This window comes from Achromobacter spanius, from assembly GCF_002966795.1.
In the GTDB taxonomy this organism is placed as follows: Bacteria; Pseudomonadota; Gammaproteobacteria; order Burkholderiales; family Burkholderiaceae_B; genus Achromobacter; species Achromobacter spanius_D.
Genome location: NZ_CP023270.1, coordinates 4,349,490 through 4,364,138 on the forward strand (window position 1 = coordinate 4,349,490; position 14,649 = coordinate 4,364,138).

At 61.3% G+C, this 14,649-nt stretch carries 16 protein-coding genes; 3 read left to right on the top strand and 13 right to left on the bottom strand.

Translation table 11 applies throughout. The features are described 5' to 3' along the window. Positions 1-79 precede the first annotated feature (79 nt). The 8 genes from CLM73_RS19630 to CLM73_RS19665 all read right to left on the bottom strand — a co-directional run bounded on the left by CLM73_RS19630 (position 80) and on the right by CLM73_RS19665 (position 9,835). Positions 80-673 (bottom strand): TetR/AcrR family transcriptional regulator, encoded by a 594-nt coding sequence (locus CLM73_RS19630; RefSeq protein WP_234015683.1) that lies wholly within the window; start codon positions 671-673, stop codon positions 80-82. Between the two features lie 111 nt (positions 674-784). Continuing rightward, positions 785-1,348, bottom strand: coding sequence for a hypothetical protein (locus tag CLM73_RS19635; RefSeq protein ID WP_105239857.1), 564 nt, complete (start codon positions 1,346-1,348; stop codon positions 785-787). Then, positions 1,323-1,715 (bottom strand): phage holin family protein, encoded by a 393-nt coding sequence (locus CLM73_RS19640; protein WP_105241617.1) that lies wholly within the window; start codon positions 1,713-1,715, stop codon positions 1,323-1,325. The genes CLM73_RS19635 and CLM73_RS19640 overlap by 26 nt, the downstream gene beginning before the upstream one ends. 152 nt (positions 1,716-1,867) lie before the next feature. Then, positions 1,868-3,526 carry an ATP-binding protein gene (locus tag CLM73_RS19645; protein WP_234015684.1) on the bottom strand — a complete coding sequence of 553 codons (1,659 nt, stop codon included), beginning with the start codon at positions 3,524-3,526 and terminating at the stop codon, positions 1,868-1,870. 16 nt (positions 3,527-3,542) lie between these two features. After that, a complete protein-coding gene (locus tag CLM73_RS19650; protein WP_105239859.1) occupies positions 3,543-5,066 on the bottom strand; it encodes an ATPase domain-containing protein in 1,524 nt (507 codons plus the stop codon). A gap of 224 nt (positions 5,067-5,290) precedes the next feature. Then, complete coding sequence (locus CLM73_RS19655; protein WP_105239860.1) at positions 5,291-6,385, bottom strand: Ig domain-containing protein; 1,095 nt, start codon at positions 6,383-6,385, stop codon at positions 5,291-5,293. Between the two features lie 264 nt (positions 6,386-6,649). Then, positions 6,650-7,450, bottom strand: a complete 801-nt coding sequence (locus CLM73_RS19660) for a response regulator transcription factor (protein ID WP_105239861.1) — start codon at positions 7,448-7,450, stop codon at positions 6,650-6,652. A gap of 498 nt (positions 7,451-7,948) precedes the next feature. Further along, entirely contained in the window at positions 7,949-9,835 is a 1,887-nt protein-coding gene (locus tag CLM73_RS19665) for an acyltransferase family protein (protein WP_105239862.1), read from the bottom strand. A 278-nt stretch (positions 9,836-10,113) separates the two neighbouring features. On the opposite strand from CLM73_RS19665, the gene CLM73_RS19670 reads away from it, so the two are divergent. From CLM73_RS19670 to CLM73_RS19680, 3 genes are all read left to right on the top strand, one after another. Then, positions 10,114-10,848, top strand: a complete 735-nt coding sequence (locus CLM73_RS19670) for a tyrosine-type recombinase/integrase (protein ID WP_234015685.1) — start codon at positions 10,114-10,116, stop codon at positions 10,846-10,848. A gap of 516 nt (positions 10,849-11,364) precedes the next feature. Beyond that, positions 11,365-11,733, top strand: coding sequence for an SOS response-associated peptidase family protein (locus CLM73_RS29350; RefSeq protein WP_325048238.1), 369 nt, complete (start codon positions 11,365-11,367; stop codon positions 11,731-11,733). Between the two features lie 55 nt (positions 11,734-11,788). Next, positions 11,789-12,097, top strand: a complete 309-nt coding sequence (locus CLM73_RS19680) for a hypothetical protein (protein WP_234015686.1) — start codon at positions 11,789-11,791, stop codon at positions 12,095-12,097. 61 nt (positions 12,098-12,158) lie between these two features. On the opposite strand, the gene CLM73_RS19685 is transcribed toward CLM73_RS19680, so the two are convergent. From CLM73_RS19685 to CLM73_RS19705, 5 genes are all read right to left on the bottom strand, one after another. Further along, on the bottom strand, positions 12,159-12,620 hold the full coding sequence (locus CLM73_RS19685; protein ID WP_105239863.1) for a hypothetical protein: 462 nt from the start codon (positions 12,618-12,620) through the stop codon (positions 12,159-12,161). Between the two features lie 261 nt (positions 12,621-12,881). Further along, on the bottom strand, positions 12,882-13,151 hold the full coding sequence (locus tag CLM73_RS19690) for a hypothetical protein (RefSeq protein WP_105239864.1): 270 nt from the start codon (positions 13,149-13,151) through the stop codon (positions 12,882-12,884). Then, the gene (locus CLM73_RS19695; RefSeq protein ID WP_234015687.1) at positions 13,148-13,366 is read right to left on the bottom strand and encodes a hypothetical protein; all 219 of its coding nucleotides are present in this window, start codon (positions 13,364-13,366) and stop codon (positions 13,148-13,150) included. The genes CLM73_RS19690 and CLM73_RS19695 overlap by 4 nt, the downstream gene beginning before the upstream one ends. Before the next feature lie 61 nt (positions 13,367-13,427). After that, positions 13,428-13,631, bottom strand: coding sequence for a hypothetical protein (locus CLM73_RS19700; RefSeq protein WP_234015688.1), 204 nt, complete (start codon positions 13,629-13,631; stop codon positions 13,428-13,430). Positions 13,632-14,097: 466 nt separating this feature from the next. After that, the gene (locus tag CLM73_RS19705; RefSeq protein WP_105239865.1) at positions 14,098-14,637 is read right to left on the bottom strand and encodes an SGNH/GDSL hydrolase family protein; all 540 of its coding nucleotides are present in this window, start codon (positions 14,635-14,637) and stop codon (positions 14,098-14,100) included. Between the last annotated feature and the right edge of the window lie 12 nt (positions 14,638-14,649).

Here is a 14,649-nt window from a genome sequence, read left to right on the forward strand (position 1 = left end):
TGGCAAACAAACAACCAACTAGTTGATCGGTTATCTGCGTAAAAAAAAGGCGCGTACGTTCGCACGCGCCCTGCTGGGGTCAGGCCGACGCCGCGATCTGCCGGATAGCGGCCTGCGTGATCGCGGCAAACGCCTTCGGATCATTGATCGCACGCGCCGTCAGCATTGCGCCATGCACAGTGGACATGAAAGCCTGCGCCTCAACTTGCGCGCTATCGCGCAATTGAAACTGCCCGGCCTTCGCCCCGTCTTCAAGCACTGACGCGATCCACGCGGTCAGGTCCTTGAAATAGGCCCGCACCTCGGCCGCCACTTCCGCCGGAATCATCGGCGACTCCGCCGCCAGCATCGCGCAGATGCACATCGAGGCGCTGCCTTCGCGGATGCACTTGGCCCAGTAATCCGTGTAGGCAGTCAGACGCCCCACCGGATCCGCCACGTGCTGATCCAGCGCAGCCAGGCCGGCAAGGGCCTCTTCGCGATGGCGCATGACGACGGTCAGGACAAGCTCGGCCTTCGTCGGAAAGTGATGATGGATGCTGGGCTTGCCGATGCGCACACGTTCGGACACATCCGCATAACTGAACCCGTGATAACCGCCTTCGGCTAGCAGCAGTTTCGTATGCGCGACGATCTCGGCGGCGCGGGCAGAAAGTTCCAGGGCAACGGCCAAAATGACTCCGATTGGCGGGATGGCGCAAGTCGCCATCAATGGCCGCGAATCTACTAGTTGGTCGGTAGCGTGTCAAGACGGCTTCGTCTGCGCCTTGATTCCATCGCCAAACTACGGAATCGCAGACACGTCCCGGCCCGTGGGCGCCGCGAGACTGCCCGACGGCAGCGCCGGCTCCGCTGGTCGCGCGGGGGTCGCCGGAGTCGTCTGACGAGGCGGATACGAAGGCCGCAAAGCACGCGAGGACTGCGCCGCCTGCAACGCCCGCGCCGTCCGCAGGCGCCTTACCTGATCGTCAAGCTGCGCCCGCAGGCGCTCGATCTCCGCATCATCGGCCGAACGTTCGGCCACGTCGCGCACGTCTGCCATCAGCTTCTCCAGACGCGCCATGTCGGGATCAGGCATCGGATTGCTGACGCGCCGCACCTGCATGCGGCCCATCAACTCGGAGACGCGGTCGCGCATCGCCACCGCAGCCATGGCGCGCAGGGGCTGCCGCAAAAAACTCGGCCATCCCAGCGTCGCCCCCGCGGCAAGCGCGGCGGTCCGGGCCCACGCCGCGCCCACCGTGCTCCGGGGCGAGCTGCGCCGCATGGGAACGGCGAGCGCCTGGCGGTCGCGCTCCATCTTGGCCAGAAGGGCCACCTTGTCAGCCAGCGTGGTCGTCTTGGGCATAATGGCTCCGTGCAGCAGCGGTATCGAGACGCACCTGATGGCTCAGCTCCGCAAAGGGCGACCCCTTCGGCGCGCTACGTGTCGAAATGGCGAGCGAAATGAGCGTGATGAGCAACCATGCGCCGGCAACAAGCCACGCCGCCAGCTTGCGATGCTCGGTATCCCAGAAGCTCACAATGGCGGCGACCGACACGAACCCCAACGTACCCAGCCCGCAGAAAACCAGGGCCACACTGCTGATCACCGTGGCGACCAGTGCGGCCCGGTATAGGGACAACTCGATACCCACCAACTCGACATAGTCCCCCGAGCGTTCGGCGGCAAAGGCCGCGATGCGGCGTAATCTGCGCAATCGTTCCGAAATCATGGCGTCTCCTTGGGCTTGGCGGTCCCAGTCAGCAATTTGCATTCCGGCGACATTCCGCGCGACCCGGAGTTTCTGCGATGCCGAACTTAGCGGCCCATCCGGTTCGATTTTTGACCAACGTTGCCGGCCCTGCCGCCGAGCTGCGCGATCTCTTATGCCCGTCCCGCAGCGCGTCTTCCCGTCAGGCGCAGCAACAGCCCCGCCAGTTGCTCCAGCCGGTAAGGCTTGGACAACAGCGGAATACCCTCTTGCCCCGCCCTTTTCACTTCCTCGCCCAGAAAGCCGGTCATCAATGCGACCGGAAGATCGGGCCGTTGGGCGCGGACTTCCCGGGCCAGTTGAATACCGCTCTTGCCGCCGGGCATCATGGCATCCGTCAACATCACGTCGATGACGGCGTTGTTGCTCAACACTTCCAGGGCTTCGGCCGCACTGGCTGCGGGCGTCACCACATAACCCAGTTCTTCCAGCATGCTGGCGGTCAAGGTCGCAACAGCAGCGTCGTCTTCGACCAGCAGCACGTTCAGCGCCGCAGGCCGCTCCTGGACCGCGCCGGCCTCAGCCGACTTGCCCTGCGCAGCCAGCCGCCTTTTTGACCGCGGCAAGCAGACCGAGACGATGGTGCCAACATCCATTTCCGTGGAGAGCTCGATGGCGCCGCCCGACTGTTTGGCAAAGCCGTACGCCTGCGCCAGCCCCAGCCCCGAACCCTTGCCGACATCCTTGGTAGTGAAAAACGGTTCAAACACGCGTTCTGCCACCGCCGGGCTCATGCCCGTTCCGGTGTCTGACACCCGCAATGCGATGTGGTCGACGGTCAACTCGCCCTTTCCGGATGCGGCCACATTCTCGGTCCGGATCTCAATCACGCCGCCTTCCGGCATGGCGTCGCGCGCATTGACCGCCAGGTTCAGGATGACGAGCTCCAACTCGCCGGGGTCCACTTCGACCGGCCAGAGATCATCGGCCAGCGCCAGCGCAATGACGATGTCGCCCCGCAGGCTGCGCTCCAGCATCTCTAGCATGTTCCGAACGACCTCGTTCAGGTCCAGAACCTGCGGACGCAAGGCCTGGCGGCGCGCGAACGTCAGCAACTGACGCGATAACGACGCGCCCCGGTCCACCGCCTGCCGCATCGAGGCATACAAGCGCGTGCGCCGCGCGTCGTCGATCGGACGCTGCAACATTTGCAGCCCGCCAGAGATGACCATCAGCAAGTTATTGAAATCATGGGCCACCCCGCCCGTCAGCTGTCCCAGCGCTTCGAGCTTTTGCGCCTGACGCAGCGATTCCTCGATCTTGCTGCGTTCGCGCATCTGCTGCTGGAGTTCGGCATTGGCCACTTCCAGTTCGCGCGTGCGGCTTGCCACGATCGACTCTAGCGCCTGGGCAGCCTGCTTTTCAGCCTGAAGCAGCGAGCGGATTTCATACTGCCGCGTCCGGGCCCGCGCCGCCGTTTGAACCATGGTGGTCAACGCGAGGCTCTGAACCGGGCGCTCCAACAGCGAAACGTTGCCCAGCAAGTCGATCATTCTTTCGCGCCACCGCACGATCGGACCGGTCTGCGTTTTGCCCGTCAACACGACAAAAGGCAGCCCGGACCATGCCGGTTGGGCCTTCAACCACTCGGCTACCCGCTCCAGGCTTTTGCCGAACAGGCCTTCCTCGGTCAGGCAGACGGTCAGGACACCGGCCTCGGCCTGCGCCAGCAGGTCCTCGATGTCCCGACAGACGAACGTGTCGAAACCCGCGCGCTGCAGCAGCCGCGCGCCGGCCTCCCCGTCGCGGCCGATCGGCGCATAGACAAGCACGCGCGCTTCGGCGTCCTCAGGTCGGCGCATCGGGATTGTTCAGCAGAAGGCGCAAGTCGTCGCCGGTGTATTGCGGCGTTCCGGAGAATATTCCATGAAACGAGGTCAATGGCGGGCCAACGACCAGCCCTTCTCCCGACATGCTGAATTCGCGGATGGCATGCTCGTGCGGGCCACTGCGTTTTTTGACGACGGAAATGGCGCGCCTGACGCGCCCGTCAAACTCAAAATACCGCAGCATGATTACCGTATCGCTGAGATAGCTGATGTCCATGGGCGTTTCCATCGGTCCCACCAAACCATGCTGGGCCAGGATCATCACCGTCGTCACGCCCTGCTGCCCCAGATAGCTCAACAGTTCGTGCATCTGCAGAATCAGGAAGCGGCCGTCGGGCATTGCATTCAAATAGCCGTTCAGGCTGTCGAACACCACCACCCGCGCGCCATCCTCCTCGACCGCGCGGCGAACCAGCGCCGTGAATTCGCCCGGCGCCATTTCCGCGGGATCGATTTGCTTGAAGGTCAGAAGCCCCGCTTCCCGCGCGGATTCCAGCGGCATGCCTAGCGCCCGGGCGCGCTCAAAAAAAGTGGCCCGCGACTCGTCGAACGCGAAGATTGCCGCATGATCGCCGCGCTGCGTTGCAGCCAGCGCGTAGGTCGACGCGAGCGAGGACTTTCCCACCCCTGCCGCACCAATCAGCAGAACATTCGTCCCGCGATCCAGTCCGCCCCCCAACAAGCTATCCAGTTCGGCATTGCCGCTGGGCGTGGGAGTCGGGGCAAACTCTTTGTGGTGCTCCGCCGCGACGAGCCGCGGATAGACCTCCAGCCCACCCCTCTTGATCGTGAAGTCGTGGTAGCCGCCGCGAAAATCCATCCCGCGCATTTTCAGTATGCGCAGCCGCCGCCGCTGGGCGCCGTAGTCGACCGCAATCTGCTCAAGTGCGATGACGCCGTGCGAGATGGAGTGCAACTGCAGGTCGTCCTCTTTGGCCGCCTGGTCGTCCAGCAGAATCACCGTGCACGAGCGATTCGCGAAAAAGTGCTTCATCGCCAGGATCTGGCGGCGATACCGCAGCGAGCCCTGCGCCAGCAGACGCAGTTCCGACAGGCTGTCAATGACGACCCGCGCCGGATCAAGCGATTCGACCTTGTCCAGAATCAGGCGCGTGGTCTCGGTAAGCTCCATCTCGGCGGGATGCAGCACGGTGAGCTCCCGATCGGGGTCCAGCACCTCTTCGGATACCAGCTCAAGGATCTCGACACCGTCCAATGACCATCCGTGGCGGTGCGCGACCAAGTTGAGCTCTGCCGGGCTTTCGGACAGTGCGACATAAAGTGCGCGCTCGCCTTGGCGCACGCCTTCCAACAGGAACTGCATTCCCATGGTCGTCTTGCCCGTGCCCGGCCTGCCTTCGCAGAGATACATTTTGTTGGGGTCCAAGCCGCCGCCGAGGATGTCATCAATGCCGAAGTTTCCAGTCGAAATCCGGGCGTCGGGCTTGAAAGCCGCAGTCTGTTCTTCAATCGTTGCGCTCATGGCTTTCCCGTAGATACGAGTGAGATAGCAAGCATATCGCCATCGTCAATTTCGAATGGCATCCAGCCGGAAAGATATGTTACGTACTGAATCGCACGGATCCGGGGGAAATTTTGGTCGGCGTCTGCTTCGCAACCGGGGAGCCCGGGCAACCCCGCAACAAACAAGACGCCCGCCGTCTGCATACAAAATGCAGAAGGCGGGCGTCTTGGGGTCAAACTAGGTTATTCGAACGAAATCTGAAGCTGGGGATTGATCTTCCATTCGAATCGGGCGGTTGCCTCGCCGCCGCCAGCGTCTTGGGCCAGCACCACGTACCGGCCTTCTTGCGGCGTCGGCGGCACCAAACCGCGCAGCGTGCCGGTGGCCTCGTCAAACTTCAGGCCTTCGGGAAGCCGGGCGGGCGTCGTGCCGTCCTTGTCGAACAGCGTGTAGCGCACGGCGCCGCTCCCGCCGTTGGCGTTCACCACAGGCAGCGCGGACGGCATCGTGGCGCCCGCGGTCAGCTCAATCGGATGGGTCGAGATTTCCAGCGCGGGCGCCAGGTTGAAATCGACGGGAATGGAGACTCGGGCGCCGCCCTCGTCGCTGATGGTGGCCGTCAGCCCCACCATTTTCTCCGAGGACTTGGGCACGGCGCCGCTAACGCGGCCGCTACCGTCAAGCACCAGACCGGAGGGCATGCGCATGGCGCTGCCGTCGGGGTTGGAATAGGAAACGGCGTAGTTGCCCGTACCGCCGCTGACGTTGATGAACTTGACCGGGCTCTTGATTCGTCCACCCGCCGTCGCTTGAATGGAACCGCCCTCGACGTTCAAGGGCGGATTGATGGTCAATTGCACCGTGCGGCTGGCCTTGCCGCCACCGCTGTCTTCGACCTGGATGAGATACGTCAGCGTCTTGGGGCTAGCGACCGAGGGTGCCGCGCCAGACAGCGAACCATCGGATCCAAACACCAGGCCGGCAGGCAGCTCGGCAGGCTTGCCGCTGGTGTCGAGCAGCCGGAAATTCAACGATCCTGTGCCGCCCGACGTGCGCACCCGGATCAGTTGGGAATTGAGTGTTGCACCCGAGGTGATGGAAAGGCCCTTGTCCGGCGCCGCGGCCGTCGAACGGGCACGGGCGATGTCCTGCCCCCCTGCGGTCGCCCCCGATGCGGCCGACGCGTTCGTGGAGGCTGCCGGCGCCCCTTTGGCGGGCGCTGCACGTTGCGTGATCTTTCCCACGGGCGGTTTGAAGTCTTCGGCAGCGATGACTTGGCCTGGCTTGACTGCGATCAGTCCAACAGCGACTCCCAAGCACGCGAATCGGGAGATCATTTTCTTGTTCATAACGGTCCTTGTGACTTAATCAACGATGCGCTGTGCGCGTTATACATTTCTCGGCAAGCCGGGCGCGACGGCGACCAATTTGCGAGACCCCAATCACCTCGTGTTCTTCACACAGACCTTGATGCTCCGTTTTGCCGCTTTGCATTGACATCACGGCGTCGCGCAAGGCTGCAGGCCACGTTCAGCGTCAACGAATCTGGAAACTGGGCGTCACATTATTTCAAGATCGACAGACTGGAATGCAGAGTAAAACTACCCTTTTGCAGGCACGTCATCGGGGTCTACATCAGTGAAACGCCAGTCAGTGCCGGGCTTTATCAGACCAATGAAAAGGCGGGCCAAGGCGAGCGAGGTGTTGATATTCAGCTTCGAATAAACCCGCGCCTTGTGGTTGTCGACGGTTCGGACCGATATGTGGAGATGCTCCGCGATCTCCTTGCTTGAGTTGCCGGCTATCACGCCCTGAACAATCACCAGTTCGCGCGGCGTGAGCATCGCTTTGCGCGCTTCCTCCTCGTCCGCCCGGACCCGGTTCAGGTGAGCGCCACGACTCAAGCGCAGCGCAAAGTGAATGGCTTGGCAGAGCCGGCTTGAAGTCAAGGGCTTGGCAAAGAAGTCGACCGCGCCGCGCCGCATCGCTTCAACCGCATCCCCGAACTCGGGTTCGGCCTTGATGAAGATGGTTGGCAAGGTCGCATTCGCCTGCACCATGTCTCGCTGCGACGCCGTGTCGGCCGACGGCTTTCCGAAATCCATGATCAGGCAGTCGCACTCGCCCGCCGAATAAATGGACAGGAAATCGCGTGCCGTTCGGCTCTGCACGACCTCAATGGAAAAATCCCCAAGAATCCGCCGGACCGCCCACGCCGACGATTCGTCCTCGTCAACGATGTATGCCTTGGCGCCGGCGGGGTTGGCAGAGGGGGTGGGATTGGGGGTGGGATTGAACTCGGCCGCGGATGCTGCATTGACCCGCGGCGCGAGGCGGGCATCTTGGATTAAACGCGGGCGATACTGCCCCCACCTCAGCGACTGTTCGGAATACGGCATCATCAGTAATGGCAAGAATGCAAAGCGGCCAACACGGCGGCAAGCAGTTGCAGACCCAGTGACGATTACCTAGCGGCCACCTCGCTTGATCGCTTGGCATGCAGGCCGCAACGGACTTGCGCGATCAAAGGTGTAGGCACCGGAATACTTGCGCGGTATCGGCCTGGCGCGGCGATAGCTGAGAAGCGCGTCCGGCAATCTGCATCGGCCTGCACACGAGGGACGAAGTATAGGAACGAGGCGGGACGCCTTCCCATCAGAGGATTTCTAATTTTGGGGGGATACGTCGCGACCGGGACCGCGTTAAGGCCATGTGATTGGCGTGTCGGCGCCGAGGATCTCGTCCTAAGGAAGATCCCCATCTAGAACACTTGGTTATGCGTCTAATTCCGCCAGGAGTACGCCGTGACCGGAACGGTGCGAATGTACTCGATCACGCGCGAGGACATGCGGCGCCAAGTGCGCGTCATGACGATGCAGTCCGTCGCATGGCAACGATCATCACTCCGCACCTATGAATTCACGCAGTGAGCTATTTTTGAACAAAAGCGGTCCAAGATAGCGCGCACCGCCTTCAGTAAGATGGATTCGATCGTAAGAAATCAGTTCGTCGTCGGGGGTGACGGTCGGGCAGCCATTCTTTACGCATACCCCGTTGAAGACGTCCACATAGGTGCCTAAGCCTGCGACCGCCTTCTGCAGAGTTTGGCTAATACCCAGGCGTTCAGCGTTGGGGAAAGACCGAACCTTGGCACGCTCTTTCGCGGTTTTCCGCATCATGTTGCGAATGTCTGGCGGGGCAAACTCCTTCGGCCCGACCACAAACAAGCGCTGTTCCGGACGCAACTTCATGCGTTGAATCGTCTCTCGCAGCCTGGATGCGGACCACATATGCCAGTTCGCGACCAGGAAAACCACGTCAGCCTTCGCAACCTGGGCCGTGGACGTCTTCAAGGAGCGAGCGTTCGCGCACATGTGCCGCTCGGCCGCCGGGATGTGAGCCGACACATCGTCATCCGTCCAGACGATCTGGCACAGCGCAGGCACATAGATGGTCCGGACCTCGTCGTCCTTCCAGGCGCCGGCCTCGAAAGCCATATTGACGAAATCTTGCCCCTGGCTGTCGCCGATCACCAGCACGCGGCGTTTGGCGACTTCATCAAAGTCTTTCTCAAGCGCGTTGAATCGAGTGATGACATAGGGAGTCTGCGCCTCGATATTGTCGTACGCCTGCCAGCGCTTCTGTTCTTCGTTGTGGCGAACTACGGCACCCTGCCCTATCCACAGAGCTATCCCGATGCCGAAGACGGCCAACGATCCAAGCCCTAGCGTCCACATGGCCGGCCGTGTCTTGAATTGTGCACGGTCCCGAAATGGCTTTTCGATCACACGCCAACTGATCCAGCCAAGCCCCACAGCCAATACCGTCAAGATCAAGCTACCGCGAATCCCGAAGCCGGGCCGGATAATGTGCGCGAACGTGAACAAAGGCTGGTGGACCAGATAGGCGCTGTAGGAGATGAGCCCCACCCACACCAGCGGCCGCACCGACAGGATCCGCCCCAGCGAATTAGTCCGCGTAGCGCCCAAGAGAACGAACGCCGAACCCACGGCGGGTATCAGCGCGGACAGGCCCGGGAAGAACACGGAGCTGTCGAAAGTCAGGATGGCGCCAAACACGCCGGCGGCACCGATCCACCCGACCAGGGTGCGGATATTCGGCCGAGCAGCCAGGAACCTCCCGAAGGGCGACACCGCGGCGAGCGAGCCAATCAACAGCTCATACGCGCGCGTCGGAAGCCAATAAAACGCGGCGAGAGATCGCCCCGTTTGGACCGCCGCCTCGCTGACCGCCAATGACGCAAGCGCACAAAGCAACAGGATCCAGACCAGTGAGCCCCGCGCAAAACGCCAGATGGCGATCATGAGTAGCGGGAACAGCACATAGAACTGCTCTTCGACGCTGAGGCTCCATGTGTGCAGCAGCGGGTTGTCCAGCCCTGCTGTGAAATAGTTCGTCGTGTTCCAAAAGAAGATATTGGAAACGAAGGTGGTGACCGCGACCAGCCCCTGCCCCAGACGCACCAGCGCATACGGTCCCTGTAGAAACCACGCCGCAATGGCGGTGCCGATCAGGACGGCCAAGAGCGCAGGAAGAATGCGCCGGGCGCGCCGTTCGTAAAAGCTGGCAAACGAGAATGAGCCGGCATCCAGCTCGCGCGCGATGATCGTCGTTATGAGGTAGCCGCTGATAACGAAAAAGATATCAACGCCGACGAATCCCCCGGCCATTCCCGGAACCTTCGCGTGGAACAGAATGACCGCCAACACCGCGACAGCGCGTAATCCGTCAATTTCAGGCCGGTATTTCAAGTGCACGTCTGACATTCGAAATATTCTTCTAATCTGCGTGTTGTGATTATCGGTTGGCCACTCTCAGCCCCGGGCGATTATAAACACCGAGGTTCTTCGAATCCTGTCAGCGGGCAGCTCGACACCTGGCTGTCGGCCCAGCGCATCGAGTCTTCGACGCGCGATGGGTATGCCAGCGCCATCAAGTTCCGGAAGCACTCAATCTGTGACCACCACGGCGCGCGCCTGGGGACTATCCGCAGCTATCCGCCAACCTCAGTCATTTCCTGACCATCGATGCCGGCCGCCCGGACTTGTCCGGAAAGACCATCAACAACTATGTGTCGGTCGTGCGCGAGGCCCTAAACCTGGCCGTTCAGGACCGCATCCTGACGGAGAATCCGGCCCATGGAATCCCGCGGGCGAAATATCAACGAGAGCCACCCGACCCGCTCAGCCGCGGGGAGATGGAGAGCATTCTGGAGTCCGTCGTTCAGCGGTTTCCCGGGCAGGTCCACAACCTGATCGAGTTCTGGTTTTGGAGCGGCCTGCATACGTCTGAAGTCTTTGGATTGCAGTGGCCGAATGTAGATCTCGCATCCGGTTCCGTCCTGGCGGCGGAAGCACTGGCTCGGGGTGAGCGCAAAGACCGGACCAAGACGGCCGTGGCTCGCCAAGTCATCCTGAACAGCCGCGCGCTGGGAGCCACCCAGGCCCAGCGCGACCACACTCAGATGGCCGGCGCTGCGGTTTTCAACGACCCGCGTTACTCAGCGCAATGGGAAGACGAGCGCGCATTTCGGCGAAGCTTCTGGACGCCGACGCTGAAACTGCTGGGGATTCGCTATAGAAGGCCGTACAACATGCGGCACACGTACGCGACGGTGATGCTGATGGCTGGGATGATGCCGGCCTTCTGCGCGAAGCAGTTGGGCCACAGCGTGGGGCTGGACGGCGATCAGAACGAGTTGGAGATGAGGCGCCTCGAAACGGCGATTTCTCCCCAGAATCTCCCCGAGAAAGCAAAACAGGCGCCTAAGCGCCTGTAATGTATTGGGAATTCTTGGGGTGGCTGATGGGGCTCGAACCCACGACAACCGGAATCACAATCCGTGGCGCCTTCTAGGATCGGCGCGGCTCGGCGGCGAAATTCTTCTAATAAACGACCGCACACGCCAACGCATCCACGCCGCTTCCGGCTTGAATATTAGAACGACATCGCTGTGCAAATCGACAGACTAGGTCCTACTTCATCCCCCTGCCCGGACCGCCATGTGCAGCCACTACCAGACCCTGAAAGACGCCAAGCTGCTGCTGAAGAAGTTCGGAGTGACCAGGCCGGGCGTGCTGGGCACGTACGACATGTGGCCGAGGTAACAAGGCATCTTCGTCCATCGGCCGCCGGCATGACGCCGGCGACGACGCGGTGCGCGACATCGAAGCCGTGACGGGCCGCTGGGGCCTGATATCTGGTTCCACCCGCCCGGACGCTCTGCCCGGCGCGGAGAAGCTGTCGACCTTCAACGCGCGCGACGACCGCGTGGCCAACGCTTTCAGCTTCCGCAATGCCTGGCGCTGGGCGCAGGCGTTGCATCATCCCTGCCGATGCCATCTTCGAACCCGACTGGCGATCCGGCAAAGCCGTGACCACGCGCTTCACCCGGGCCGATGGCGCGCCGCTGGGCGTGGCCGGACTGTGGGATCGCTACCGCGACGCGACCGGTCAATGGCAGGACAGCTACACCATGCTCACCATCCACGCCGACCAAGATCCGCTGTTTCGCGACTACCAACGACCTAACAAAGAAAAACGCATGGTGGTGATCCTTCCCGAGGGCACCTACGGCGACTGGCTGATCGCCAGCGCGGATCAAAGCCGCGACTTCCTCGTACCCTTCCCCTCCGAAAAGCTCGTCGCCACGCCGCTGACCTGACCCCAATTCTGCTGCCACTTACTGTATATCCATACAGCTTTATCGCAGCAAAATCATGCTTTGCTCCGTCGTCCGCACCCACTACCTCGGCCAGAAGTGCCGCGACAACGACCCGGCCCCCGCCGTCACCGGCTCCGTGCGGATGTACTCGATCACGCGGGAGGACATGCGCCGTCAGGTGCGCGTCATGACGATGGACGGCCTGGCCAAGTTCGGCGCGACCGCGAAGGGCCCGATCCCCGACCTGCTCGAACCCGAGCTGCTCACCTTCTGCTCCACCCGGGGCATGATGGTTTGCGGCTTCGAAGAGATCGACGGACGGCGCTACTACCAAGGGTGGTGGATGCAGTGGCTCACTGCCTGAATTTGTCGATAGGTGGCCAATAAGTCTTGTGCGAAATCGCCGCTTCAAAGTGGCGGCTTGCCTATCGTTTTCGAGCGGCTATCTCGACTTTCAAGGCGGCCATAGCCTTATTCAGATCGAGCGTCCTTACCGCACTACCAAGCGCCTCGTAAGTGAGGGCTTTCGCTTTGTCCATGCTGGCGACTCTAGCGTTCACCGCGGTATTCATCGAGTGTTCGGACGACGTTAAACCCGTTCTCAAATCCGAAATCGTGACCGATGCCCAGCCAACCGAGACGCCATCCAAGACTGTGGCCATCCCCGAAAAGTCGAGGCGAAGATTGTTCTTGTTCAGCTTGGCGCACATATCATCGCCAATCGGAAATCCTCCATTTTCAGCGACGATTGCCCTCATGTCAGGGGATGCTGACGATTTAAAGCTGCAGCCGGCGGCGGAGACGGCGAATGGGGCAAAAAGCGCCGAGGCACCAATGCTAAAACCCAGTAAGTACTTCTTTGCGCCAGCCTTAGTAAAAGCAAACATTACAATTCCTTATTTTTATAACAGTTCGTCACATGATAGCACCTCAGTATGTTTGGTAAAGGATTGGACGACTCGCGAATCTGTCGGCAAAGCCCTGCGGGAGACGGCCGGCCTTAGTTATCACAAGGGATAAACCTTTGGCGCGCGGTGGCCGGCAACCAATTTGGCTGCTTAAGTACCGACCGACCTTGTTGCCTGTTGATGGTGGATGCAACAGACGCAGCGGGAGAAGTGTTCAGCACACGGACATTAGTAAATTTATTATGGTTGGGACGTCCCGTCGGGCGATCGCGCCGCCCGTGCCGGCGGATCGCGGCGCAATTCGCCCAGGTCACCAGCCTGGGTATTTTTTTGCCTGTAGCGCGACCTGCCGAGCAACGCTACCTCTCCGTAATAGTGTCTAACGGCATGAGAGAACTCTTGTAGACCGATCGCGAGCAGCATGATGCGCGCTTCGGGCGTGTCCATCTTGGGTGGCAGCAGCGCCAATGCGGGGTTGATGCCCGAGGCGACGATTTCGGCAAGGGTCATTGCTTGGAACTCCTGATGTGCTTGGCCGTCACCGCAGCCACATAGAAGGCGGCCGATGCCGCGAGCGCCGCGTCTCCCGCGCTCGCCCAGCCCGCCACGAATATGCGGCAGGCCGCGCCGATCGCTGTCAGGCAGACGGCGGACAGGCCGATCCGCTCCAGCGTTGTGTCCTTGATACCGCGCGCGAAGACGGCCAGCGCCGCGCCGCCGGCCACCACCAGTCAGCAGACGAAAGCAAGCACCGCCCACAGTGTGAGAATGACGGTGCTGTCCATGTCACGCCCCTTTGCCGCGCACGCGGTCTATGACGGCCTGCCAAAGAGCGCCCACGGGCGCAGCCTGTACCGCCTCCCAGGCGCGCGACACGATGGCCATGCCGAACATCCCGGTCAGGAAGCCCGCCAGACCTTCGGGAATGCCCAACATGAGTGAGAGGTAAGGCGAGGCGTAATAGGCCACCAGCGAACCGCTGGCAGCCATGCTCAGGCGCGCCGGCCAAGATCCTTGCAGGTATCGCATGGATACCGCGGCGCCAGAACCCCGGCGAATTTCGCCGCGAAGGCGTCGAAGTCTTGGATGTTCAAACCCGTCCCCCTATAGACGTAAAAAAACCCGCCATAGTGGGTTGGTATCCATCGTCCTACTCTAAAAAAGTAGTAATCCGAATGGAGTAAACTATGAAGCGAATCGTTACTTTTTTATTTCAAATGACATGAAAAGGATCGTTCCTTTTATCGCGCTGGCTGCCGTCCTCTGCGCTCTGGCCGTGATTTTTTCGCCCAAGCACGCCAAGCCCATTGACTGTCGCATGCTGGGTTACTCCTCCGGGAAACCTACTCAGGACTGTCGCCGGTAGGGCACCCACGCCCCTAGATTGCGGTCCAGACCCCGAGACCGCGCATTTTTTCGATCAGCCACGCGCAGAACACGTCGTGGCCCAGCGCATTCAAATGCAGCCGTCCGCGAAGTGTTCGGCAGCCAGCGGCTCCGCGCCGCCCTGAATCACTTTGGCTCCCTGCTCTTGGCAAACCGCCTCAATCCAGTACTGGAATTGCGCCAAGGTATGGATGCCGTCAGGATGCTGGACGCCATTTCCACCGCCGGAGCGGTTAAGCGGGCTGAGCCCGACCACCGCCAAACCTAACGCCTTGCAGTGCTGGATCATCCCGCGATAGGAATCCAGCAGTGACTGGGCGGACGTCCCAGGGTTCGCCCAATCGTTGGTCCCGAGGGTTATCACAATACCCTTCATCGGCGCATAGCCGCGGACCATCGTTATGACGTTTTTGTTTGAGGCTGCGCCAAAACCCTGCTGTCCGCCATCGGTCATCCTTGCACCAGGCGACGACAGATTATTGATGGCGATATTCAGCCACCGAGGCAATTGCGCGGCCGTCAAATGGGACTGATCGCCCAGGTTCGAGCCTGCGGTGTAAACCTGGGCTTGGACGGAATCACCAAGAATGGCCTCACGTTCGGCGCTCATTGCATACCCACG

Coding starts and splice junctions, on each gene's coding strand:
- CLM73_RS29350 (WP_325048238.1), top strand. CDS start 11,365: ATGCCTGGCGCTGGGCGCAGGCGTTGCATCATCCCTGCCGATGCCATC.
- CLM73_RS19640 (WP_105241617.1), bottom strand. CDS start 1,715: ATGATTTCGGAACGATTGCGCAGATTACGCCGCATCGCGGCCTTTGCC.
- CLM73_RS19705 (WP_105239865.1), bottom strand. CDS start 14,637: ATGAGCGCCGAACGTGAGGCCATTCTTGGTGATTCCGTCCAAGCCCAG.
- CLM73_RS19700 (WP_234015688.1), bottom strand. CDS start 13,631: ATGGCTGCCAGCGGTTCGCTGGTGGCCTATTACGCCTCGCCTTACCTC.
- CLM73_RS19655 (WP_105239860.1), bottom strand. CDS start 6,385: ATGATCTCCCGATTCGCGTGCTTGGGAGTCGCTGTTGGACTGATCGCA.
- CLM73_RS19685 (WP_105239863.1), bottom strand. CDS start 12,620: ATGTTTGCTTTTACTAAGGCTGGCGCAAAGAAGTACTTACTGGGTTTT.
- CLM73_RS19650 (WP_105239859.1), bottom strand. CDS start 5,066: ATGAGCGCAACGATTGAAGAACAGACTGCGGCTTTCAAGCCCGACGCC.
- CLM73_RS19680 (WP_234015686.1), top strand. CDS start 11,789: ATGCTTTGCTCCGTCGTCCGCACCCACTACCTCGGCCAGAAGTGCCGC.
- CLM73_RS19635 (WP_105239857.1), bottom strand. CDS start 1,348: ATGCCCAAGACGACCACGCTGGCTGACAAGGTGGCCCTTCTGGCCAAG.
- CLM73_RS19665 (WP_105239862.1), bottom strand. CDS start 9,835: ATGTCAGACGTGCACTTGAAATACCGGCCTGAAATTGACGGATTACGC.
- CLM73_RS19690 (WP_105239864.1), bottom strand. CDS start 13,151: ATGACCCTTGCCGAAATCGTCGCCTCGGGCATCAACCCCGCATTGGCG.
- CLM73_RS19660 (WP_105239861.1), bottom strand. CDS start 7,450: ATGATGCCGTATTCCGAACAGTCGCTGAGGTGGGGGCAGTATCGCCCG.